At 50.4% G+C, this 24,180-nt stretch carries 21 protein-coding genes; 5 read left to right on the forward strand and 16 right to left on the reverse strand.

Annotated elements, in window-relative coordinates:
* Positions 1 to 13: 13 nt before the first annotated feature.
* Positions 14 to 1,189 carry an MFS transporter gene (locus SACSAC_RS17410; protein WP_037293095.1) on the reverse strand — a complete coding sequence of 392 codons (1,176 nt, stop codon included), beginning with the start codon at positions 1,187 to 1,189 and terminating at the stop codon, positions 14 to 16.
* Between the two features lie 346 nt (positions 1,190 to 1,535).
* On the opposite strand from SACSAC_RS17410, the gene SACSAC_RS17415 reads away from it, so the two are divergent.
* A complete protein-coding gene (locus SACSAC_RS17415; RefSeq protein ID WP_051507540.1) occupies positions 1,536 to 2,396 on the forward strand; it encodes a helix-turn-helix domain-containing protein in 861 nt (286 codons plus the stop codon).
* Between the two features lie 60 nt (positions 2,397 to 2,456).
* The gene (locus tag SACSAC_RS17420; protein WP_037288729.1) at positions 2,457 to 3,224 is read left to right on the forward strand and encodes an HAD family hydrolase; all 768 of its coding nucleotides are present in this window, start codon (positions 2,457 to 2,459) and stop codon (positions 3,222 to 3,224) included.
* A 30-nt stretch (positions 3,225 to 3,254) separates the two neighbouring features.
* Here the strand turns inward: SACSAC_RS17420 and SACSAC_RS17425 are convergent, their stop codons facing one another.
* The 8 genes from SACSAC_RS17425 to pdhA all read right to left on the reverse strand — a co-directional run bounded on the left by SACSAC_RS17425 (position 3,255) and on the right by pdhA (position 14,331).
* Positions 3,255 to 5,537, reverse strand: coding sequence for a DNA topoisomerase III (locus SACSAC_RS17425; protein WP_037288732.1), 2,283 nt, complete (start codon positions 5,535 to 5,537; stop codon positions 3,255 to 3,257).
* A 342-nt stretch (positions 5,538 to 5,879) separates the two neighbouring features.
* On the reverse strand, positions 5,880 to 7,367 hold the full coding sequence (locus SACSAC_RS17430; protein WP_037288735.1) for a glutamate synthase subunit beta: 1,488 nt from the start codon (positions 7,365 to 7,367) through the stop codon (positions 5,880 to 5,882).
* 158 nt (positions 7,368 to 7,525) lie between these two features.
* On the reverse strand, positions 7,526 to 8,020 hold the full coding sequence (locus tag SACSAC_RS17435; protein WP_037288738.1) for a dihydrofolate reductase: 495 nt from the start codon (positions 8,018 to 8,020) through the stop codon (positions 7,526 to 7,528).
* A 12-nt stretch (positions 8,021 to 8,032) separates the two neighbouring features.
* Positions 8,033 to 8,827, reverse strand: coding sequence for a thymidylate synthase (locus SACSAC_RS17440; protein ID WP_037288741.1), 795 nt, complete (start codon positions 8,825 to 8,827; stop codon positions 8,033 to 8,035).
* 195 nt (positions 8,828 to 9,022) lie between these two features.
* Positions 9,023 to 10,447 (reverse strand): dihydrolipoyl dehydrogenase, encoded by a 1,425-nt coding sequence (gene lpdA / locus SACSAC_RS17445; protein WP_037288744.1) that lies wholly within the window; start codon positions 10,445 to 10,447, stop codon positions 9,023 to 9,025.
* A 3-nt stretch (positions 10,448 to 10,450) separates the two neighbouring features.
* A complete protein-coding gene (locus SACSAC_RS17450) occupies positions 10,451 to 12,133 on the reverse strand; it encodes a 2-oxo acid dehydrogenase subunit E2 (RefSeq protein WP_037288747.1) in 1,683 nt (560 codons plus the stop codon).
* Positions 12,134 to 12,163: 30 nt separating this feature from the next.
* Positions 12,164 to 13,141: an alpha-ketoacid dehydrogenase subunit beta gene (locus tag SACSAC_RS17455; protein ID WP_037288750.1), complete on the reverse strand. Its 978-nt coding sequence runs from the start codon at positions 13,139 to 13,141 to the stop codon at positions 12,164 to 12,166.
* Between the two features lie 122 nt (positions 13,142 to 13,263).
* Positions 13,264 to 14,331 carry a pyruvate dehydrogenase (acetyl-transferring) E1 component subunit alpha gene (gene pdhA / locus SACSAC_RS17460; protein ID WP_037288753.1) on the reverse strand — a complete coding sequence of 356 codons (1,068 nt, stop codon included), beginning with the start codon at positions 14,329 to 14,331 and terminating at the stop codon, positions 13,264 to 13,266.
* Between the two features lie 276 nt (positions 14,332 to 14,607).
* Here pdhA and SACSAC_RS17465 point away from each other — a divergent pair, with 276 nt between their 5' ends.
* From SACSAC_RS17465 to SACSAC_RS27270, 3 genes are all read left to right on the forward strand, one after another.
* A complete protein-coding gene (locus SACSAC_RS17465; RefSeq protein WP_037288756.1) occupies positions 14,608 to 15,333 on the forward strand; it encodes an alpha/beta hydrolase in 726 nt (241 codons plus the stop codon).
* 211 nt (positions 15,334 to 15,544) lie between these two features.
* Entirely contained in the window at positions 15,545 to 16,186 is a 642-nt protein-coding gene (locus tag SACSAC_RS17470) for a thiamine diphosphokinase (RefSeq protein ID WP_156951029.1), read from the forward strand.
* Between the two features lie 246 nt (positions 16,187 to 16,432).
* Complete coding sequence (locus SACSAC_RS27270) at positions 16,433 to 16,753, forward strand: helix-turn-helix domain-containing protein (protein ID WP_051507213.1); 321 nt, start codon at positions 16,433 to 16,435, stop codon at positions 16,751 to 16,753.
* 30 nt (positions 16,754 to 16,783) lie between these two features.
* Here the strand turns inward: SACSAC_RS27270 and SACSAC_RS17480 are convergent, their stop codons facing one another.
* From SACSAC_RS17480 to SACSAC_RS17510, 7 genes are all read right to left on the reverse strand, one after another.
* The gene (locus tag SACSAC_RS17480; RefSeq protein WP_037288762.1) at positions 16,784 to 17,758 is read right to left on the reverse strand and encodes a hypothetical protein; all 975 of its coding nucleotides are present in this window, start codon (positions 17,756 to 17,758) and stop codon (positions 16,784 to 16,786) included.
* On the reverse strand, positions 17,745 to 18,296 hold the full coding sequence (locus SACSAC_RS17485) for a hypothetical protein (RefSeq protein WP_037288765.1): 552 nt from the start codon (positions 18,294 to 18,296) through the stop codon (positions 17,745 to 17,747). The genes SACSAC_RS17480 and SACSAC_RS17485 overlap by 14 nt, the downstream gene beginning before the upstream one ends.
* Before the next feature lie 3 nt (positions 18,297 to 18,299).
* A complete protein-coding gene (locus SACSAC_RS17490) occupies positions 18,300 to 18,680 on the reverse strand; it encodes a hypothetical protein (RefSeq protein ID WP_156951030.1) in 381 nt (126 codons plus the stop codon).
* A 174-nt stretch (positions 18,681 to 18,854) separates the two neighbouring features.
* Complete coding sequence (locus SACSAC_RS17495) at positions 18,855 to 19,319, reverse strand: hypothetical protein (protein ID WP_037288769.1); 465 nt, start codon at positions 19,317 to 19,319, stop codon at positions 18,855 to 18,857.
* Positions 19,320 to 19,359: 40 nt separating this feature from the next.
* Positions 19,360 to 21,438 carry a hypothetical protein gene (locus SACSAC_RS17500; RefSeq protein ID WP_051507214.1) on the reverse strand — a complete coding sequence of 693 codons (2,079 nt, stop codon included), beginning with the start codon at positions 21,436 to 21,438 and terminating at the stop codon, positions 19,360 to 19,362.
* Positions 21,435 to 23,330 (reverse strand): ATPase, T2SS/T4P/T4SS family, encoded by a 1,896-nt coding sequence (locus SACSAC_RS17505; RefSeq protein WP_037288771.1) that lies wholly within the window; start codon positions 23,328 to 23,330, stop codon positions 21,435 to 21,437. The genes SACSAC_RS17500 and SACSAC_RS17505 overlap by 4 nt, the downstream gene beginning before the upstream one ends.
* A 3-nt stretch (positions 23,331 to 23,333) precedes the next feature.
* Entirely contained in the window at positions 23,334 to 24,179 is an 846-nt protein-coding gene (locus tag SACSAC_RS17510) for a CpaE/TadZ family protein (protein ID WP_037288773.1), read from the reverse strand.
* Between the last annotated feature and the right edge of the window lies 1 nt (position 24,180).

Genomic DNA, 24,180 nt, shown 5'->3' on the forward strand with positions numbered 1-24,180 from the left:
ATTCATTGCCACGTTAGGCGGTCTTTTTCTCGATATTTTTCGCGGTTTTGCCCCGGAAAAAGAATCCCGTCATCCCAAAGAGCACATAGGCGCCGCCCATGATCCAAAAGAGCAGAAACGGCGAGCCGTGCTGCATGCCGAATCCGCCGATTCCCGGCCCGACCATGCTGCCGAGACTGAAGTGGAAGGAAGCGACAACGTTCGCGGACGGAATCAACGCTCTGGGCAGCAAGTCAGCCGCATAAGCCATCCCGAGCGAATAAAATGAACCTACAAGTCCTCCTGCCACAAGGAACAATGCCATGTTGATCCACAAATGCGTTCCGGCTAGCGGTACAAGCGCAAACAACAATCCTCCGCAAATTCCTGCCGCGATCAAAATCGGACGTCGCCCGAAACGGTCGCTTAACATTCCGAGCGGCAATTGCAAGATTAACCCGCCGATCCCGATACATAAAAGAAGCAAGGCAATATCTTCTTTGACCAGACCGATTCGCAGCCCGTATACCGGGAAGTTTCCGTTGAGCGACGCTTCCATATAGCCGTACAGAAAGGCCGGAATCAGCGCAAACCAAGCATACCGATAAATCCGGGGGAAACGCGCAAACCCTTTTTGTTCCTGCAAATCGCGTTCCGGCTTGTACTCGGGCAGATAACGCAGGACAAGAATAAGCACGACCAAGAAGAGCACGGCCAACGAGACAAAAGGAACATAGTCCCCGTAATCGACCAACCCGATCCCCAGCGGCCCGATACTGAATCCGATTCCGTAGGACATGCCGTAAAGAGACAAGTTCCGCCCGCGATTCTCTGCCGGCGTCACTAACAGCACCCATAATTGCGCCACATAATTCAAAGCGCTATCTCCTGCCCCGACGATCAGACGCAGAACGAACCATACGCCAATGCTCGGGATCAGCGGAAACAACGGCAGCGCGATCATCACCATCAACAGACCGCCGATCAGCAGTTTTTTAAATCCGACAACCCCGACCAATCGTTCGGCCACGAGCGTCATCGCGAACGATCCGATATACAAAGCCGCTGAATTCAAGCCGTTAACGGACGCGGAAACGCCTTGCTCCTCCAACAAAATAGACAACAGCGGCAGCAATAACCCCTGACTCAGCCCGGCCATGACGACGATGCCGAGCAATATGTAATAAGAAAATGCAGATCGAGAAGCCAACAAACGATTCCTTCCTTTCGGGGGCAATAATCCAAGACGGAGCCTTTGCCCTTACCTCTGATTATGATGTGAAAATGTAGTCCCTTATCAACGCTAAAAGTAAGGTTACGCCCGTCTTAAATGCACCTAAAGCGTATGCATTTAAACCAAACGCAATCCTCTGATTAAGAGTTGAAAAGGTAGTAGTGGACAAGTTCAGGTGAAACCATACATAATAAGTGCAAAAGATTCATTTCGAACGTCAATCTATTTTTCGAACGCGGTCAACGGCATAGGAGGTCATGATTTGAATAATTACGAAGTCAAAATCGACGTATCCGAGATTTACGAGCTTCTCGGCAGTTTTATGGTACATATTACAAAGAAATGGCTTCAAAATCTCGATATCGGATCGGAGTGGTCGACTGAAGCCGAAGCAGGCATGCCGCCGGAAATGCGCCAGCGCTTCGCGGAAGCGGCGGAATGGCCGTTTTTGGACTTCGACGCCTTGTATGCCCTGGTTATCGAACGCGAAGCAGGCGAAGATATTCCGGCCTTTCTGGACCGATTGTTTGCGGAACCGGCAGAACGCCTGTTGGAACGAATTTCTCCGCAGTTGCCGCTCCTGACCGAAAAAGAGGTGTACCGGATTCAGCGAGACTACACGCCTTTGCTGAAATCATGGTATACTTATTACTTCAAAAATATCCAGGATTCCATCCTTCCCCTTATCGAAGAAGACGCGGTCGAGAAACGCGAGCTGCTGCTTAAAATGGATGCGAGCGCCCTTGTGGAGTACGCATCGGGCGGCCTAGTCGTCGAAACGCCGCTTGATCTGAAGACGGTTATCCTTTTCCCTACCGTACACAACCGCCCGATGAATACGTACTGCTTCTATGAGAATGTACTTCTCATCCAGTACCCGGTCGACGTGCCCGAAGCCGAAGAAGACGAGCCTCCAACCGTGCTGCTTCGTATGACGCGCGCGCTGGCTATGCCGGACCGGCTGAAGCTGCTGCGTTACGTTGCGGATCAGCCGCGCTCGCTTCAGGAAATGGAACGGGATCTTGGACAACCCGCCGAAGCGCTCAAGCATCATATGGTGCTGCTTCGCACCGCCGGATTGCTGCGCACCCATATCGGCGAGCAATTCAATGAAAAATTCAGCATACGTCCCGACGGGGCATCGGAATTGCAAATGTTTCTGGAATCGTATCTTCGGATTTAATCGGTTTCTTCGAATCATTGAACCGAGCCCTGCCGGGAGATTTGAAGGAGTGAACATCCCATGACGGGCACCTGCAAACAACATTTGATTTTCGATCTGGACGATACACTGGTCTATTGCAACCGATATTTCGATCAAATTTTGGACGAGTTTTTCGACCGGATGGTTCGTTGGTTTTCCGCCTACGGATTGGACGCCGAACAAATTCGCCAAAAGCAGTTGGAGATCGATATCGCCGGCGTTCACGTCGTGGGCTTTGCCAGTCACCATTTCCCGGAATCGCTGATTGCGACCTACCGCCATTTCAACTCTGCTTATCAGAGAATTGGCAGTGACGCCGAAGAAGCGCAGCTGATGAAGCTCGGTCTTAGCGTGTACGATCAAGAGGTCGAAGCTTACCCGGGCATGGTCGAGACGCTGGAACGCCTTCGCGGCGAAGGACATGGTCTGTATCTGTATACAGGCGGCGAAGATCAAATCCAGCAGCGCAAAATTGATCAAATGAAGCTGAGTACGTACTTCGGCTCCGATATTTTTATTCGCCAGCACAAAAACGTTCAAGCGCTCGAAGGCATTTTGCAAAAGAAAGTGCTGCCTCGGGAATCCACCTGGATGATCGGCAATTCGCTCCGAACGGACATCGCTCCTGCGCTTAGCGCCGACATCAACGCCGTGTATCTGAAGCAGGAACGCGAATGGGCCTACAATATGATTGATCTGGACGGAACTTCGAAAGGAAGCCTGCATACAATCTCCAAGCTTCCCGAAGTGCCTGATCTGATTAGCCGCTTCGCACGCGCTCCTTTCCAAAAACGGACCCTTTCCTAAGGGCCCGTTTTTTTGCGTGAAAAGGAACGGTTACGTACGCGGTTTCGCCTGATCTGTCTTCTCGACCCGATCCGCAAAAAGGAAATCGAGTTTTTTCTGCTCGGCATTCCAGGACAGCGCGGCATCGAAGGTTCGCTCGCCTTTTTTGAATCCTTTGAGCGTAAGTGTCTGGCCTTTATCGAGCAGGCGTTTGACCTGACTATCCGATATGGCTTTGCCAAGAATCTTTTTCGAGATGGTAAACAGGCATGACGGATAACCCGTGCATCCGTATAGCTTCTTTTTATCCACGACCGGCTTGCCGCAGATCGGACATGCGCCGAGTTCAGGAGAACTCGCACCGCTTCTTCCCTGCTCTCCGTTTTGCTGACTGCCGCCTGGTTTCCCGTAGGCCGGACGCTGTTCGCCGCTTGGCAGCTCGACGGTAAAGGTCCAGCCTTTTTCCGCGGCGACCGCATCGGCGACAATCTTTTGCGCCAGACGTTGGGCCTGCTCCATGAAAGCTTTCGGCGATTCCTGGCCTTGGCCGATTTCGCCCAAACGCTGCTCCCATTTCGCCGTCATTTCTGCCGAAGCCAGCACGCTTTCGCCTAACGCTTCGATTAACACGGTGCCCTTGTTCGTCGCGTAGACCATGTTTTTTCGGACTTCGATATATTGACGGTCTTTCAAGCCCCCGATGATGCCCGCTCGAGTCGCTTCCGTACCCAGACCTTCCGTGCGCTGAAGTACCTTTTCCAGCTCCGCGTTATCAAGATGCTTCCCGGCCGTTTTCATTAAAGTGATCAATTGGCCTTCCGTATACCGCTTGGGCGGTTGGGTCTTGCCTTCTTTGACCTGCACGTCGGCCACTTTTCCGGTATCGCCTTCTTTGACGGGAGGAAGCACGGACATGTCCTCGTCGTCTTCTTCTTTGCCGCTGTTGTCTTCTTCTTTGGCTGAAGCTTTCGTTTTCTTTTTCGGCGCGTTATCGTAAAGCACTTTGCGCCACCCCTCTTGCACGATTACTTTGCCCTTGGTCATAAACGGATCGCGTCCATCGACCCGCGTCACGAGATTCGTATAGTCGATGATCGCCTTTTCTTCGTGCGCGGCAATCAATCGTTTGGCAATAAGCAGATACAGATTCAAATTCATGCCTTGCAGCTTGCCCGGTGTCGGCACCTGCTCAGTCGGAATGATCGCGTAGTGATCGCCGACTTTGGCTGCGTTCACGTAACGTTTGTTGCCGATCAATGTTGATTTGGGCGCAGGAAGAAAAGGACTCAGCTCCTGAAATCCCGCCAGCTTTTTCAAAATATCGGGAAACTGCTTGGCTTCTTCATCGGTTACATAAGACGAGTCGGAACGCGGGTAAGAGATATATCCGTCGAGATACAACTGCTGCAACGCGCTAAGCGTATCCTGCGGCGAATATTTGAAAATTTGGTTGGCCGAAGCTTGAAGAGATGACAAAGAAAACAATTGCGGCGGTTGGAACTCTTTGCGCTCCGTCTCGATCGAATCAACGACGGCGTCTTTACCTTCGCAGCGCGCACGGATCTCTTCGGCTTCTTCCGGCGTCTTTAGACGCGTTTCTTCGCCTTTGAACCAAGTACCTTCATACTCTGCGCCGTCGAATGCGAATTTCGCTTTGACTTCCCAAAACGGCTCAGGCTTGAAGTTGGAAATTTCTTTCTCGCGAGCCACGATCAGCGCAAGCGTCGGGCTTTGGACCCGTCCTGTCGAAAAAACGCCCTGGACGCCTCGACGCTGGAACAGTAACGAATAAACCCGCGAACCGTTCATGCCGACCAGCCAATCCGCGCAAGAGCGGCTAACTGCCTCGTAGTACAGGTTACGCGTCTCGATCTCTTCCTTTAGGTTGGCAAAACCCTGCTCGACCGCACGCGGCGTCAGCGAGGAGATCCATAGACGCTTCATTGGTTTTTTTACGCCGCTAAGTTGAATAACGATGCGCACGATATATTCCCCTTCACGTCCGGCATCGCTCGCGATAATGATTTCTTTGACTTCAGGACGCTTCAACAGATCATTTAATAGATTGAACTGTTTGGCTTTATTCGGTGTAATGCGATGCTTGAATTTACCGGGCAAAATCGGCAGACTATCCAGGCTCCAGCGCTTGTAGGCCGGATCATATTCCTCCGGCGGCACAAGCTCGCAAATATGCCCGACCGCCCAACTGACATAAGCGCCGTCCGGAAACGCGGGGCATTTGTCGATCTGAATATACCCTTGCGTCTTTTTGTGCTTGAACGGCGCGGCCAACTTCGCTCCCTGGTCGGGCTTTTCCGCAATAATCAGCTGCAAATTAATCTCCTCCTGTGAAATACAGCAAGCAAAAGGCCGAGAGCGCTCCTCCCGACCCATTTGGCCACGTTTCTTCGAACGAATATCCGAACTCCTATTTTAGCACGGAGGTTCGATTTTCGCTATAAGGCAAAAGGAAATGCTACATGACTCAATGAAGATAGTATAGTGTTATTTAATATTACACAAAGTACAAAAAAAACTAAAAAAATCTATCTTTATTGCTTATTATGTAATATAATATGACCATAAAATACAATCAAGCAACAAAAAAGGCCACTCATTGAAGAGTGACCCTATCAAACAAAGATTGTTAACCTATCATAGTCAAACCGTTTACCATTAAACGAGTACAGTAGCCCCCATCAGGAACTTATCTACTTCGCGTGCCGCTTCGCGGCCTTCGTTGATCGCCCAGACCACCAAGCTTTGTCCGCGACGCATGTCGCCGGCAGCAAATACTTTTTCCGAGTTTGTTTTGTATTCGCCGTACTTCGCTTTTACGTTCGTCCAACGATCCGTTTGCAAACCCAGCTGCTCCGCCAACGTTTGCTCCGGCCCGTCGAAACCAATCGCGATCAAGGCCATTTGCGCCGGGAACACGCGCTCGGTGCCTTCTACTGGTGCATAGACTTTACGTCCAGTCTCATCAACCGTACGCTGGATTTGAACCGTATGCAGTTCCTTGAGATTGCCTTCTTCGTCGCCGACGAATTTTGTCGTCATGATCGAGAACTCGCGCGGATCGTCGCCGAAGATCGCTTTGGCTTCTTCTTGCGCATAATCGAGCGTGTACACGTTCGGGAATTGCGGCCATGGATTGGCGAGCATGTCGCGCTCAAGCGGCGCTTTTTTGTGCGTGCCGAATTGGGTAACGCTGCTGCAACCGTGACGCAGGGATGTGGCTACGCAGTCGGAACCGGTATCGCCGCCGCCGATTACGATGACGTCTTGACCCGCTGCCGAGATATAGTTACCGTCTTCCAGATTGGAGTCGAGATAGCTTTTGATCGTACCGTTCAGGAAGTCCATCGCGTAGGTTACGCCTTTGAGGTGGCTGCCTTCGATGTTGAACTCGCGAGGCTTGGTTGCTCCGCCGCACAGGACGACCGCATCGAACTCTTCCGTCAATTGCTGAGCGGGAATGTCTTTGCCGATCTCGGTCGAAGTGATGAAGGTGATGCCTTCCGCAGCAAGCAAATCGACACGGCGTTGCACGATATCCTTTTCCAGCTTCATGGACGGAATACCGTAAGTCAACAGACCGCCGACACGGTCGGAACGCTCGTATACCGTCACGTAGTGGCCGGCTTTATTAAGCTGCGCCGCGCAGGCCAGACCCGCAGGACCCGAGCCGACAACCGCTACCTTTTTCCCTGTACGGTTTTTCGGAGGTTCAGGCTGCACCCAACCTTCCGCAAAGCCCTTCTCGATAATCGCTTCTTCGATAGTCTTGATCGTAACCGGTTGGCCGATCAGCCCCACCGTACATGAGCCTTCGCAAGGAGCCGGACAGATTCTGCCGGTGAATTCCGGGAAATTGTTCGTTTTGTGCAAACGGTCGAGCGCCTCTCTCCACAGTCCGCGATAAACGAGGTTGTTCCATTCCGGAATCAAGTTGTGCACCGGACACCCGGAAGTACCGCCGGTCATGTTGACGCCCACATGGCAGTATGGCGTGCCGCAGTCCATACATCTGGCTCCCTGCGTACGCAATTCTTCTTCCGACATATGTTTATGGAATTCTTCCCAATCTTTCACGCGCTCAAGCGGACTGCGATCCGCCGGCAGTTGCCGTTTATATTCCATAAATCCAGTAGGTGTAGACATCGAACGTTTCCCCCATCCGCATAAATTCTCGATTTTTGTTCTCTATTTGATCACAAGCGATATATTTCACCTATAATATCATCTTTCATTTATCGTTTGAAATAGATTATACGGAATTTAATTTGCATTTTCTGAATACGGCGCATTTTGATTCAACGTTAATTTTTGGGGCGTTCATAAACTTCGAATTCGTAACGGTAGACGTTTTTTTCATCACGGATTCCTTCTTGCGAAGAAAGCAGCAGCCACGATGACCAATCTACAGTCGGGAAAACGGCATCTCCTTCAAAGCTCTCTCGCACTCGAGTTACGCGCAAACGATCTGCAATCGGAAGCGATAAGGCATAGATCTCCGAACCCCCGATGATCATGACTTCTTCACCGTCAGCAACAGATAACGCCTCTTCGATCGAATGGACAATTTCCGCGCCGTCAGCCGTATAAGAAGCATCGCGTGTCAACACGATGTTCTTCCGGTCTTTGAGCGGCTTGGACCCGAACGACTCCCAAGTTTTGCGTCCCATCACCACAGTCTTACCTATAGTTTCGCGCTTAAAATAAGCCATGTCGGCCGGAATGCGCCAAGGTAGCGCATTGTCCCGACCAATCACTCCGTTCTCTCCTTGTGCCCAAATCAACGTAATGGTTGGCATGGTTAATCCCTCCTATACGGCAATCGGCGCTTTGATTCCCGGTTGCGGGTTATAATCGATAAATTCAAAATCCTCGTACGCATAATCAAAAATGGATTCCGGTTTGCGCAGAATGCGCAGTTGCGGAAGTTCACCCGGTTCGCGCTCCAACTGTGTCTTTACCTGCTCGATATGATTCGAATAGATATGCACATCGCCGCCCGACCATACAAATTCACCGACTTCCAGACCGCATTGCTGCGCGATCATATGCGTGAGCAATGCGTAGCTCGCAATGTTGAACGGCAAGCCCAAGAAGGTGTCGACCGAACGCATCGTGAGCATACAGGACAATTTACCGTTAGCTACGTAAAACTGGAACAGCAAATGACACGGAGGCAGCTTCATATTGTCGATCTCGGCCACGTTCCACGCACTGACGATGTGGCGACGCGAATCCGGATTATTTTTGATCGAGTCGATCAATTGCGAGATTTGGTCGATCTTGCGGCCGTCCGGCGCTTCCCAGGCACGCCACTGCGAACCGTAGACCGGCCCCAGTTCTCCGTTCTCGTCCGCCCATTCATTCCAGATACGAACGCCGTTCTCTTGCAGGTAGCCTACATTGGTGTCGCCTTTGAGGAACCATAGCAGCTCATGCACGATCGACTTTAAATGAAGCTTCTTGGTCGTCAGCAGCGGAAATCCTTCAGCCAGATCAAAATGCAATTGACGCCCGAATACCGAAACGGTTCCTGTTCCCGTCCGGTCACCGCGCTGTATGCCGTTATCCAGAATATCTTGTAGCAAATCCAAATATTTACGCAAAACATCCACCTCTGTTCTCACTTATCGTTTTTTTAGTTTATCATGCCTGCTGCCAGCTTGAACAGGCTTGAACGTTTAAGAAATCGCACAATATGCATATAAAAAAACGGACGCCTATAACAGGCGCCCGTTCCGGTTAAAATCATCCTCGAAAATCATTTGCGGTAACGCAATCGATTCTCCGTGTTTGATTTCTTAGCGTTTTTTAGGAGCGATAGCATGGATCGGGTTACCCAGAACCAGTTCAGCCGCTTCCATCACGATTTCGCCCAGTGTAGGGTGAGCGTGAATAGTCAGAGCCAGATCTTCAAGAGTTGCGCCCATTTCTACAGCCAGACCCATCTCGGCGATCATGTTTGTCGCTTCAAGACCTACGATTTGGCTACCCAGCACTACGCCAGTGCTTTCTTCAGCCACGATTTTCACGAAGCCTTCAGGGTGGTTCAAGGATACGGCACGACCGTTACCGCCATAGCTGAACTTGCCAGCAACAACGTTGAAGCCTTTTTCTTTCGCTTCTTTTTCAGTCAGACCTACGCTCGAGCATTCCGGATCCGTGAAGACTACAGCAGGCATGCACTTGTAGTCGACCACGGACGAATGTCCAGCGATCGCTTCAGCTGCAACTTTACCTTCGTACGAAGCTTTGTGAGCCAGTGCCAGACCCGGTACGATATCGCCGATTGCGAAGATGTGTGGGATGTTGGTACGGCCTTGCTGATCAACTTTGATCAGACCGCGCTCGTCGAGTTCAAGTTCAATCAGGTCCAGACCCAGTTCGCCATCGGTGTTTGGACGACGTCCAACCGTTACGAGCAGGTAGTCAGCCGTGATTTCTTGCGCTTCTCCGCCAACGGAGAATTTCACGGTAACGTCTTTATCTGTTTGCGTTGCACTTTCAGCTTTGGCATTTGCATGAATCTCAATGCCATTTTTCTTCATGGTTTTCGACACGAGGTTCGTCATGTCTTTGTCGAAGCCTGGCAGCACGCTGTCCAGACCTTCGATAATCGTCACTTTCGTTCCGAACTTCGCGTACATTTGGCCCAGCTCGGCACCGATATAACCGCCGCCGATTACGACGAGGCTTTTCGGAATTTCAGGCAGGTTCAACGCTTCTGTCGAAGACAGAATGCGTCCGCCGAATGGGAAAGGCTTCAGTTCGATCGGACGGGAGCCCGTCGCGATGATGCAGTTCTTGAAACGGTAGCGCGGCGATTCGTGATCGTTGAATACCCGTGCTTCGTTTTGGTTGATGAACATGCACTCGCCGTTGAAGACTTCAACGTTATTGCCTTTCAGCAATCCGCTTACGCCGTTCGTCATTTTTTTGACGACGCCGTTTTTGAACTCTTGAGTTTTAGCGAAGTCGACTTTAACGTCAGTTGCCGTTACGCCGAAAGCATCGCCGTGCAGCGCATTTTCATAGCTATGCGCAGCCGAGATCAGAGCTTTGGAAGGGATACAACCACGGTTGAGGCAGACACCGCCGAGCTCGGCTTTGTCCACGATCAGAACCTTTTGTCCCAGTTGAGCGGCACGGATGGCAGCTACATAGCCGCCGGGTCCCGCACCGATTACCAATGTGTCAATATCCAGGGAAGCGTCTCCTACTACCATTGTTTATACCTCCATTACCATCAACTCGGGGTTAGCGAGTAGGGATTTAAGATAGTTCATGCAGTTTTGCGCAGTCGCGCCGTCGATCAGACGGTGGTCGAAGCTCAAGGACAGAGCCATCATTGGAGCAGCTACGATTTCGCCATTTCTTACGATGGCTTTTTCGCTGATACGGCCGGTTCCGAGAATCGCAACTTCCGGATAGTTAATGATTGGCGTGAAGAACATGCCGCCTGCGGAACCGATGTTCGTGATGGAGATCGTGCTTCCTCTCATCTCGTTCGGAGCAAGTTTGCCTTCGCGGCCGCGTTTTGCCAGATCGCTGATCGACTCGGCAATCTTGAACACGCTCTTGCGGTCAGCGTCTTTGATAACAGGTACGATCAGACCGTTTTCGGTGTCTGTCGCAATACCGATATCGTAGTGTTTCTTGTACACGATCTCGTTGGCAGCTTCGTCGATCGAAGCGTTCAGAGCCGGGAATTCGCGAACTGCGGCAACCAGGGCTTTTACGATGAATGGCAGATAAGTAACCTTAACGCCCTTCTTCTCGGCCAGTGGTTTCATGCGAGTACGGAAAGCAACCAGTTCGGTTACATCGACTTCGTCCATGATCGTAACATGCGGAGCTGTGTATGCCGATTTAACCATCGCGTTCGAAATGGCTTTACGGATACCTTTGAACGGCACGCGCTCTTCGTCGGCTGCTGCCGGAATAGCCGTAGGCGCAGCTGCTGCTTTTGCAGGAGCTTCTGCTTTCGCTGCTGCCGGAGCTTCGCTTGCCGCAGCGGCTGGAGCCGATGCCGCCGCTGGTGCTTGGCCGCCGTTTTTCTTGAAGTTCTCTACGTCTTCACGCGAGATTTTGCCGTTTTTGCCCGTACCTTGTACTTGTCCCAGTTCTACGCCTTCTTCGCGAGCGAATTTGCGTACGCTTGGCGTTGCCAGAACTTCGCGATTCGGAGCTCCCGAAGTCGAAGCGGCTGCAGGAGCCGATACCGGAGCTTTCGCCTCGGCCGCCGGAGCGGATTCTTCGATCGTTTCCGAACCTTCAGGCAGTTCGCCTTCCACTTCGATGATCGCAACGATGTCGCCTACGTGGTGAGTTTCGCCGTCGGCTACGCGAACTTCGAGAACCGTTCCGTTTACCGGACAAGGTACTTCGACGACCGCTTTATCGTTTTGAACTTCCATGATGATATCGTCGTCAGTGACTTTGTCTCCGGCTTTGATATGCATTTTAACGATTTCGCCTTCGTGCAGGCCTTCGCCAAGTTCCGGGAACTTGTAGGCGAATTTGTTGCTGCTGGAAGCCGAACCTTGCGATGCCGAAGGATCAGCCGTTGCAGGGGAAGCAGCAGCGCTCGTATCCGCTCCGCCTACGGCTGCATTCGCTTCTTGGGCAGCGTCAGCTTCAGGTGCGCTTTCCGAACCTTCCGGCAGTTCGCCTTCAGCTTCGATGATCGCAATGATGTCGCCCACGTGGTGAGTTTCACCGTCTGCCGCGCGAACTTCGAGAACCGTTCCGTTTACCGGACAAGGTACTTCAACGACCGCTTTATCGTTTTGAACTTCCATGATGATATCGTCGTCGGTGACTTTGTCTCCGGCTTTGATGTGCATCTTGACGATTTCGCCTTCATGCAGGCCTTCGCCGAGCTCTGGGAATTTATATTCAAATTTTGCCACGTTGCATTACCTCCTTCTGGATATCGCTAATTAAAATTCAAGAACTTTTTTCACATTTGTGATAATGCGCTCTGGTGTTGGCAGCCATGCATCCTCGATTTGCGCAAATGCGTAAACCGTATCCGGAGGAGTCACGCGCAGGACGGGAGCTTCCAGGTGAAGAATAGCTTTTTCGTTGATTTGCGCAATAACTTCAGCGGCTACGCCGGAAGTCTTTTGAGCTTCTTGAACAACGATCGCGCGGTTTGTTTTCTTGATCGAAGCTACGATCGTGTCGATGTCGAGCGGGTTCAGGGTGCGCAGGTCGATAACTTCGGCTTGGATACCCTCTTTTTCGAGTTGCTCAGCCGCTTTTACCGAAGTGTGCACGCACATGCCGTAAGTCAGGATCGTTACGTCCGAACCTTCGCGAACAACATTTGCTTTGCCCAGTTCTACCGTGTATTCGCCTTCCGGCACTTCGGCACGGAATGCATGGTACAGGTTCAAGTGCTCCATGAAGAAGACAGGGTCGTTATCGCGGATTGCAGAAATCAACAGGCCTTTTGCATCGTAAGGGTTCGAAGGAACGACCACTTTGATACCCGGGCTTTGAACCAACAGGCCTTCAAGCGCGTCCGTGTGCAACTCGGCCGCTTTAACGCCGCCGCCGAAAGGCGTACGGAAAACGATTGGCGAGTTGTAACGGCCGCCCGAACGGTAACGCATGCGTGCCGCTTGAACGATCATTTGGTCAAGAGCTTCGAAGATGAAGCCAACGAATTGAATCTCGGCGATTGGACGGAAACCTTGCACGCCCAGACCTACAGCCATACCGCCGATCGCGGATTCGGCCAGCGGAGTATCGAATACGCGCTCTTCGCCGAATTCTTTTTGCAGCCCTTCTGTTACGCGGAATACGCCACCAACGTTACCTACGTCTTCACCGAAGATCAGAACGTTCGGATCACGCTTGAGTTCCACACGCATTGCGTCGCGGATTGCTTCTTTCATATTCATTTGTGCCATTGCTACATTTCCTCCTTAACGTTACGTTCAATGGATACCGCTCTATATGCATGTAAAGCTTGTATGCGCAGGTAAAAGGTTCGGTTGAGTGCCGCCAGGGCACTCAGCCGGAACCGATTCTTTTATTGGAAGTCCGCTTTTTGCTCTTCCAGATGTTTAGGTGTATGTTCGAACATGGAATCGATCAGGCCGGAAACAGTCATTTTCTCTGTTTTCTCTGCCTTTTTGATTTGCTCGGCTACGGTTTCTTTGGCTTCTGCTCTTACGCGTTCGGTGTCTTCCGCAGTCCAAAGTCCTTTTTTCTCCAGGTATTTCGCAAGGCGAGTGATTGGATCTTTCTCGCTCCATTGTCCTTCTTCTTCCTTCGTACGGTACTTGGAAGTATCGTCGGAAAGGGAGTGCGGCTTAACGCGGTAAGTTACGGCTTCGATCAGTGTCGCGCCTTCGCCGTTACGTCCGCGTTCAGCAGCGTCTTGTACCGCTTTGATGACGGCAAATACGTCCATGCCGTCGATTTTAACGCCTTTGATGCCTGCTGCAACCGCTTTGTGAGCGATCGACAGCGCAGCCGTTTGCTTCGCGAACGGAGTCGTGATCGCATAACCGTTGTTTTGCACGAAGAAGATTACAGGAAGTTTGTATACGCCTGCGTAGTTCAGGCCTTCGTAGAAGTCGCCTTCCGACGAACCGCCGTCACCCGTATAAGTGATCGCGACTTGTTTTTGCTTTTTCAGTTTGAAGCCCATGGCAATCCCCATCGCGTGCAGAATTTGCGCACCGATGATGATTTGCGGCATCAGAACGTTAACGCCTTCCGGAATTTGTCCGCCGTGCTGGTGACCGCGGGAATACAGGAAAGCTTGGTACAACGGAAGACCGTGCCATACGAGTTGCGGAATGTCGCGATAACCCGGGCAAACGAAGTCTTCTTTTTGCAGAGCGAACTCGCTGCCTACCATTGTTGCTTCTTGACCGGAAACCGGTGCATAGAATCCGAGACGTCCTTGACGGCCCAAGTTGATTGCTCTTTCATCCCAAGTACGGGTAAAGACCATGCGACGCATAACTTCTTTCAGTTGGTCGTCAGTCAATTCTGGCATCAATGCTTCGTTAACAATTTCGCCATCCGGCGAAAGAACGGAAAGAGCTTCAACGTCTTCCGTATACACTTCATAAGGAACCTTGCTCATTATTTTTCACCCCAATAAAAAATTTGAATATCATGTCCCTCTGTTATATCATTATTATACACCTGTTGCATAGCCGAGTCAAAGAAATTAAGCATATTTGTTCATTAATTTCTTGTATTGTATATATAACAGGAAGCGTATATTAGTATAACAAAAAGGAATTTCCGAACGTTCTACGTCTTTTCGTCCGCACATTTCCAATCTTACCGCATTCTCGCCTGCCCTGTAAAGCGCATGCAAAACCAGCGGTCAAACTTGTAAAAGGAGAGAGTTTCCATGACAGATTCCCGCTACCTTAAACGCACCATTGTGAAGGAAGTCATTGCGAGCAGCTTTTTAAATGAAGAAAGAACACTTCGAATTTACCTCCCCCCCGGTTATAACGAGGTGCTCAGCTATCCTGTTGTCTACTGCCAGGACGGTGAAGAATTTTTCAATTTCGGTCGAATCGCCACCTATGCCAACCAGCTTATTCTCGATGAGGGAGTCGAACCTTTCATTATAGTAGGCATTGAAGTGGACGTTAAAAAGAGAACTGCTGAATATGCTCCGTTCGGAGATCGCCACGAAGCCTATGTGCGCTGTATTATGGAAGAGATTATTCCGTTCGTCGAGCAAAAGTACCGCGCGCGCGAAGACGATCGCATTTTAGCCGGAGATTCATTGGGCGGTTCGATGTCTCTCCATCTGTCCCTGTTATACCCGGGCGAATTCCCTCGAATTATCAGCCTCTCGGGTGCCTACTACGGAGAGTCCCAGGAAATCATTGCGCGAGAGTCTGACTTGAGCTGGCTCGACGCGTACATGATCGTAGGGCTGCAGGAGGATGAATACGAGACGGATCACGGAACATTCGACTTCGTTGACCTCAACCGCCGAACCCGCGATCTGCTGCAAGACCGCGGCGCAACCGTACGCTACGCGGAAAAGGAAGGCAAACATCTCTGGGGATTTTGGCAGAAAGAACTTCCGGACGCACTCATGTATTTTTTAACCCATTGAAGGAATCGCAACGCTTAATTTTTTGTCAATCTTGCAAACTTGGTCGCTAAACGCGCAGCATCAACGCAACTCTGCCGCTTCACTCGATGTCTTTGCGTACATGCGCCGGTTCGGTATACTGAAGAGTAGCAATACCGTGGTTGCGCTTAGACTTTATTGAGCCTGCACAAACGGAGCGCCTCATCCTTTATTTATGAAAAGAGGGTTTGTATTGACTGCCAAACGAGTTATCATCGTCTCAGGTGGATCATGGACCGACGATTACCTGGAATATATCAGCGCTGGCGATCTGCTTATCGGAGCGGATCGCGGCGCCTTGCTATTGATCGAACACGGGTTGACGCCAGATATTGCCGTAGGCGACTTTGATTCGGTATCCCCGGCAGATGCCGAACGAATTCGTTCAGTCAGTATCAAAACCGATTCCTGCGATCCGGTCGACAAAAATTATACGGACACCGAGCTTGCCTTTGAATTGGCTTTGAACCAGCGTCCTTCAGAAATCATCATGTTGGGCGTAACAGGCGGACGGATGGATCATACTCTAGCTAATGTCCAATTGTTGATTCGCGCACTGCACCATCAAGTCGTCTGCACGATTCGCGATGCCAACAATTACATTCAACTGACAAGCAGCCAACTCACCGTAGAAAATCATGGGTTCACATACATATCCCTGATTCCGGCTACGATGGAGGTCAGCGGCGTAACGCTTCAAGGCTTCGAGTATCCGTTAACCAATGCCACGCTTAGACAAGGACAATCGCTGGCGGTCAGTAATAAGCTTGCCGGCCCGACAGGCACAGTATCGATCGACAGCGGATTGTTATTCGTCATTCAAAGTCGGGATTAAAAGCACGATACGAATCAATCGTAAGAGCAAATCAAAAAGCACCAGGCCTTTCCCGAACATGGGTGCAGGACTGGTGCTTTTTTCACTTCCGGAAGGCTTCGGATGTTTCGTTTGTTTGGAAAAAGAATACGTAGACCTTGGCTACTCATTCGTTATATAGTCTAGTTGCAGGCATATTTTGACGCATCTTAAAGCAAGGCAGCCCTATTCCCAATCACTTATTTTGTTCAGAGAAAGGCGGATTTTATGGACATCGGAAGCAAACTGCGCTATTTGCGCAAAGCGCGTCATTTATCTTCGGTGGAGCTTGCTCAACGGGCCAACGTCTCCCAATCCTCAATCAGCGACATTGAATGCAATCGGCGCTCGCCGAGGCTCAATACACTGAGCAGCCTCAGCCGCGCACTGGGTCTCCCCCTTTCCGAGCTGCTGCCCGTCGACGACCTGCTGGAACATCCGTTGAAAGAAGAAGAACGCGAAATCCTCGATTTGTTCGGCCGAATGAACGAATCCCAGCAAAAGAATCTATTGGAGCTTCTGAGAAGCTTTTCCTCACAAAAAAACTAACATCACTTACCAATCAGTCATGATCACTACTTACTTCCGGACCGGGAAATAGCCGGATCTGGCCGCGTCTTTCTCGTTCTCGAATCGCTCTTCGACTTTCGCGGGCAGCTGCGCAGGATCGCGCGAGTAGTATCTGATTCCGGTAGACGGATCAACAGATCCATAGATTACTTTTTTCTTCTTCAGCATGCCGCCGCCGAAGGAATAGTTATTGTACTGCTGGTCGCCCACAGGGATCCCTTGAATGAACGCGACGATTCCGATATCATCGATCCCGTTATCCCACTCTTCCTGCGAAATTTGCGGCAATGTGAACAGATAATCGATTCCGTAGCGCGTCGCATATTGATTATGTCTATTGATCGTATACGCAAGGTCGTTTTGAATCGCATGGATGATAGTTTGCCTGCGGGCGGTCTCGAACGTCGCGCCGTCTCTCAGCAAAGGAATTTGCGTAGAATCAACAACTTCCGTGCGCTGCCCTTGAATCCAACGCGAGGAACTACGATCATACGTTTTCACAAATCCATCCAGGGAAAATTGTACGATATTCCCTTGCTTATCCGCATACGAGTATGGTTTCTTCGGCGACCATACCAGTCTCATCTGTGCCTGACCGCTGTCATCCACGAATTGTTCGGTTGCATAGATGTAGTAGCCGTCATAATCGATCACTGCGACTGCCGGGATATAACCCGCAAGCGCTCCGATCGCGACCGCGTCGCCGTCCACATTAAAGTTCAAAGCCAGCGTTCGATAGAAAGCTTCTACGGCACGCTCTTTGTTGGCCCGAAAAAACTTTTTCGATCCGTACCCGGGTTCGTACCGCTGATCGACCGTTTCGTTCAACATGTACGCCGCATCCTGAATCGCCGTCTTGGTGACCGCATTATAACGATCGGTCAGCTGCATGACTTTATCCAGATCATCCAGGCGCATTGACGCAATTTGAAAAAAAGGCGAAAAGATCAGAACGAAAATAATCGCGAAACTAGTAATCTTCATGCAAGACCATTCCTTCGTAGTTCATCAGAACCGTCGAATTTTCCGTGGTATTGTCGCTCATTAAAAAATCCCAAAGCTGCGTAGCCGCCGTTCTATTTTTATTCGTCATCTGAATGCCGATGTAATCGCCGACCTGCATCGTGTAGCGCCTACCGGGATCATTCGAAGGCAACGTGCTGTCGGGAAACAATACGGCAAGAATTTGTTGATTGTAAAATCCGGAATAGTAAGCGGTAAAGCTATGCTGAAAAGTAACCGAATTTGCCGGATCGCCGTAATCAGGGCTGACTTGCTTATGCAGATGCTCCAGCTCCACTTCATACTGGTTACCTGTTGCCGCCAGTTGAGCATTAAACTCTTCGTACATTTTCGGCGTGATATACCCCTTCGTTCTTGCGCTATCGATAAAATGCATCGCTGCGCCCTGGACCACGATGTTTGCAATTTTATCTTGGCTTCTGGCTTGCTCATATAACGGGTACATGAACAAAAGCAAAACAGCCAAAAGAGCCGCGAATATGCCGGTTACATATTTCATGTTTTATCCCCTAAATACGATTTTGATTAAATATCCCGCGCTGTCCCTCTCGTAAATTGCCCGGTATCTTTTGCTTAAATCAATCCTGCTCGGGTCAAAGTCTTCGTAATTTCCCGTCCGTAAATAAAGCATTCCGTTCACCTCAATATCCAGATCGCTTTCTTGGATATTTCGAATGATGTTCACGATAGCAGCACCGCTATACGTTTCTTCTCCGGGAGCAGAGAGCTTGGCTTTAACCTTTCTGTCCTGATCCGTCTTCAACGCGTAGGCAAGCCGGGTTCCGTGTTCGATCGATTGAATGACGTTCACCGTATATGTACATGCCCCGATGAACAAGAAAAACACAGCTGCCAGTACCATAAAACTCCTCGCATTGCTCATCTATTCCCTCCAACCGGGCAGCAGCCTTCCGAACGGTCCGGAAGGCTGTGGGTACCTTTTCAACGACACAGGTAAGATTACGCCCGCCTGGAATTTGGATCTTAACCCGGTACGAAGTGCTAGGCGAACACAATCCTCTGATTAAAAGTTGACAAGGTACCCGTTCCCTTTGTTTTATTTAGCTTGAACGAACACGATACCGCGAACCATGTTGTTATCATCGCGAACGACCGAAGACTTGAATTTACCCGACGGATTGATGAAATTGTTGTCGGCTTCATCCAATGCGGGAGACAAAACGGTATTGTTTTTTTCGCCTGTAATGATGCCTGTCGTCTGATTGAACTGGCTGCCGTAATAAGTCGAACCGCCTTTACCCGTCTGAACGTATACGCCGAATTGCTTTTCATTGTTATACTGACGGACCGCGTTCATAACTTGGCTGCCGGACAACGTCGTGTTCTCATAGATATTGAAGCGCGTCTGCGACAACTGCGTCTGAATGGTAGAAAATTGAGTTTGGCCTTCTTTTGCAGCGTCTTGCGAAGAAATGAAAATGACGACCACCGTTGTGATCAGCGCGAGCGTCAGAAAAATTCCTGCTGCCAATTTCAAACCCGAAGTTGCATTGCTTCCCATAATAAATAGTCCCCTTTAAAATGAATTTTGGTTGATTGTTTTAAATTTGGCCCAGTTGCGTAATCAGATCCTTCATTTGCATAAACGATACGTACAGGAACGGAACGATGATGTAAGCGCCAAGCATGAACATGACAGGCGCAAATCCGATATCCCTGCCCCAGTTTGCTTTGCTTTCAATCAGACGATCCATCGTTTCTTTTTTCTGTTCCCGGTAATACTCTTGCTCCATTTCCAAATCGTCGAACGCTTCCTGAATCGAAATACGCTCCAGCGCGTTTTCCAAACGTTCGATCATCCGGACAAACGATGGAAAAGGGGCTTCAGTCTTCAACTGCCGCAATGCCGCCGCAGGCCCGCTATCGTAATCGAGCAAACAGCGCTGAAGCGCAGGTTTGAAAATGATTCCGAAACGTTCCATCCATTCCAAAATAATCTGCACGCTCATCCGGTCAAATTGACTCAGAATCGAGATTAACATCCGGAATTGATCGACTTCATTCTGCATTTCCATTCCGCGAATCCGACGTTGAAATTGCATGATTCCCAGCGGAACAAAGTAAACGCCCATCCCCGCCGCAACGGCGATCAACACTTCCCACCATTTCAAATACTCGCTGTTTGCCTGACTCAACTTTTCCACAATGCGCGCTGACATGTCATTTTGTTGAACCTCGCTTAGTGTTGACGTAGCCGATTCTCTCACCAGAACTCGTACCTTATCCTCCCAATCGGACTTTCCGGCATCAATGTCCTGCATGATCCGGTTATCGAGAGAAGTACGCTCCTCCGCTTCCCGGCGCTCTGCATCATCAACCCGCCCCAGCATTAATCCACCTTTGAGATAGGTCGGTGCATTCCAGATTCGTTCAACCTGACCGATATGCGCCGATACAAACATACCCGAGACAAAAAGGACGGCACACAGCGACAGCAGCAGACGTCTTACCGTCAACCATTCAATCATGAGCGGCGAATTGGATTCTTTAATCAACCGCGATAGACTGTAATGCGCCTTCGTATGTTTCTGAGGCACGAATCGGTCAACGACGAAACGAATCGGCCGATACTCATATAGTTTCTTTTCCCAACGAATACCGCCCGATTTCGGCGTATAACGCGACTCTTCCGTTTCTGCGAGCTTGCGAATCAGCACATATGCCGCAACAGCTACCGCGTACAACAGCAGCTTCGCCGCCAGGCCGATCCGCCCTTCGTAAAATTCGCCCATGACAGGAAAATATGTTTCAGCCCAACGCTGAAGCGGGAAAGACAGCAGAATCGGCGCTAATGCAATGACCGTTAAGCTATTTAGCTGATAACTCAAACGGTTTCTTCGCAGCAGGTCGAAGTTGATATCCTGAACGAACTTGCTGATTGCATTCAGGTATAACGAACCTTTCGCCGTCGTTTTGTCGCCGTATTCCATAATCATGCGCGCGATCCCCGTAAATACTTTCAAGTAACGGTTGGGAGCGACTTCATAGTAGGCTGCCAAGCTGCGATCCGGATCTTTGGCTGTTAGTACGCCATGCATCCGTTCACCGTGCAGCTTCATGTCATGACTGGATAACTGCGCGGCTTCATAGATTGCTTCATCCGCCATGCGGGTTGCTTGAAATTGATGCCGATTATCCTCCAAAAAGTCGCGAAAATCCTTCAGCAAGCGATTCTCTACGCGATGAACGAATAGATCGATAAGCATCCCGTTCAAAACGAGACAGCCGATCATACCCAGTAGCACAACGGACACGCTTCGGCCGAATAGAGCAAGAGCCAAAATCAATCCGACGACAATCAGTAAAACGGAGTAGGTGATCTTCATCGTTTCCTTGCGAATAGTCAGTTCATCATATGGACTGATCACCGCAAGCCGTTGACGGATTCGACGCACTTGACCGCGAAAGATCGGGATTTGCGCGGAACGAACATAGGAACGTTGATAGAAGCGATTGAGCTTCGGGTTTTCCTTCTTCATCCCCGGCTGACGATTCATCCAACTGGCGATCGTCTCTTCTTGAACCCCGCTTTTCTTACGCAGCTGTCGCAGAATGATCCAGAGCACAATCGGAACGACGTACAATGCGGAGGCCAGGATAATAAGCAATTTCACACTCATGCCGATTCAATCCCCCAGTACCGGTCCAGAAAGGCGCGAAAATCAGCGGCATCTTCCCTCGACATGTTTCCTGCCATCAACTCTACTTTTCGAGCAGTAGGACGATGTACCGGAACATACCTACCGTCTCGGAATTCGATAATATTCCTCGCTTCGAACGTACGTCCCGTCAAGCGTCGGTAGTAATCGAGATTGGCGCGGGCTAACACTTTAATCGCCGATGCCTCATCCAACTCTCCATCCAATTTTCCTGCAAGTTCGGCAAACCCTTGTTCGTCGGGATCCAGCACGACGCATTCCGTCAACCGTTCGATATACCGGGTACCGTCGCGCTCTTTTTCCAGATGCACATCGAACGCGATGACACTGGCTACCTGTTCCTCGGCGATCCGTTCGTTCTGAAACGTTCCCGTCTTAAGCAATGAGTTTCGCAGCGACCAGATCAAGTCTTTCATCGTTTTGGCGTGATGGCTGAAAACCGTGAATTTACTGGCAACTTGCGACATTTGAACAGCCCAGGCCGCAACCGGATCGGTCGCAACTTCCCCGAGAATGTTAACCGTGCCGTCGGTCTTTTTTTGAAGATCCAAGCCTTCCTGACCGCTGATTTTGTCCGTCTCGCGAAAAGCCAGTGTATTTCGTTCCGGATACAACCTGCGTAAATGCAGCTCGAACGCCAATTCTTGAATCCGCAGATTGAACGTTCCGTAGATCGACTTGACCATCGCCATAAGCAGCGTCGTTTTACCCGAACCTTGCTCGCCCGTCACGGCCGTGACCTGAGCGCCTTTCATCAAATAATCCAGCATTTTCATCGGCAGTTCGGCGCCTTTGACTTGTTCGGAAGCGAGCAAACGCTCCAAACTCAGATTCGGCAAATCGAATTTACGCACAAAGAACGCCCAGCTTTCCGAAAAAGGAGGTCGTACCACGACAACCCGCGAACCGTCCTGCATTTCATTGACCATGTAAGCCTTGGCTTCGGACAGCTGTCCGGGACTGCCGAATTTGTAGATGTTCTGACAGACCCGCTTCAACTCCAGATCGCTGCCGAACCCAAGGAATGCCAAACGAATCGATTTTCCTCGGTAAAAAATCCAGATGCTGTCGCAGCCGCGAGGTCCTTTTTCCCGCATGGATCGCATCAATTCAACTTCATGCTCCAGCTCTTGCATATCGGCAGGCAGACCGGAGACCCCGCCCGAGACGCCGTCAATGGTCTGATCCCGCAGTTCATCGATCGGTCCAAATCCCTTATACTGCTGATACACACGTTGAACGACGATTTGCAGCTTGTCATCGAAAGACAATCGAGGCGCTTCCAGAGCGTAGATATCGCGAATCTCTTCAGGAGTGATGATGTACGATTCCGTCTCGCCGTTTTCGATAATGGACTTCAGTTCTGCCAAACGATGCTTTTCGATCAGCCGGCTTAAGCCCTGCATGCCGTGCTCCAATTTGTAGGCGTGCAGCAAAATATCAAATTTGTCCTGATCGGTAAGCAGCCGCTCGTCGCCGAAAGGCAGCACGCGATCAATCGTCGATTCGTTAATCACTTCTCCGCGCAGAAGCAAATCGGCAATGAATGATTTAACGTAAGTCTTATCCGCCAAACTGCCGGAATTGCACATCTTAAGCGAACTTTTCAGTTCAGCCACGACATTTCTTCTGCGCTCGAACTCTTCAGCCGATAAACCAAGGTCCAACAGATTGGCATTGGTGAATTCATTAATGGCCGCCGTCGCATAGGACTGAAGCGCCTCGATCGTAAGAAGCTCGGCCTCAAGTTCGCGTGCTCCTTGCGCCATGGGACTTTTACGAAGCAGCAGGAGCAGCCACAACAAAATCCCGGCAAGAATCACGCAAATCAGCAGCAAATTAATCCAGTCCATGCCTTATGAGGCTCCTTTCGCGGCATCTACGTGTTTCAGTCTGGTGTTGATGCCGATCTCTTCCAGTACCTTTTCCGCAGTCCGACGAACTTCCATCATGAACGGATAGTTGTCATGCCGCCGATCCAATGAGCGACTGCGCGCCATGAAGCCTTTGATATCCCCATCATTGATCGCATCTCTAAAATCAGAACTGTAAGGCACGGTCAATGCAGGCTCGCGTCTTCCGTACTTGCGCAAAATGTTGGCTGCTTTGTATTTGGAACGAGGATCGTAACCCGAGAACAAGAGCAGTTGTTTTTTGCCATGAAGCTCTTTCGGCCATCCGTTTCGATTGAAATAACGTTCCAGCATATCCGCATTCTGCGTTAAACAAACGACAACGAGATCCGCTTCCGCAAGCGCCTGCGCCGCAGCCGGACTGTCGGTTCCCGATCGGATATCCAGCAAAATGCAGTCGTAATAGTTTCGTGCGTTGGCATAGATATTTCCGATAAGTCCGCCGGCATTCTCGAATTGCAGACGATTCATTCGCTCCGAGCCGCTGAGCAAATCCAGACGATCCCGTTCGATCAAAAGCGCGTTGTTTTTAACCGTTTCCCGCTCCAACTTGCCGCTGCGAGCCAAACGAACCAACGCATCCAGTCCGGTTCCGGCATCGGTAGCCAGGTCTCGACTATATGTATTGATCGAGCGGGAAAAGCCTCGTTCCAGCGTGCTTTCTTCTCCCTGCGGTTGGGAAACCAACGTGCGAATCCGATACTCGCTGCCGATAATCGAAGCAATTGCGGCAACAGAAGAAGTGACGCCTGTGCCATGCCCCATACTCCAAAAGGCGATTTGTCCCATT

This window comes from Saccharibacillus sacchari DSM 19268 (genome assembly GCF_000585395.1).
In the GTDB taxonomy this organism is placed as follows: Bacteria; Bacillota; Bacilli; order Paenibacillales; family Paenibacillaceae; genus Saccharibacillus; species Saccharibacillus sacchari.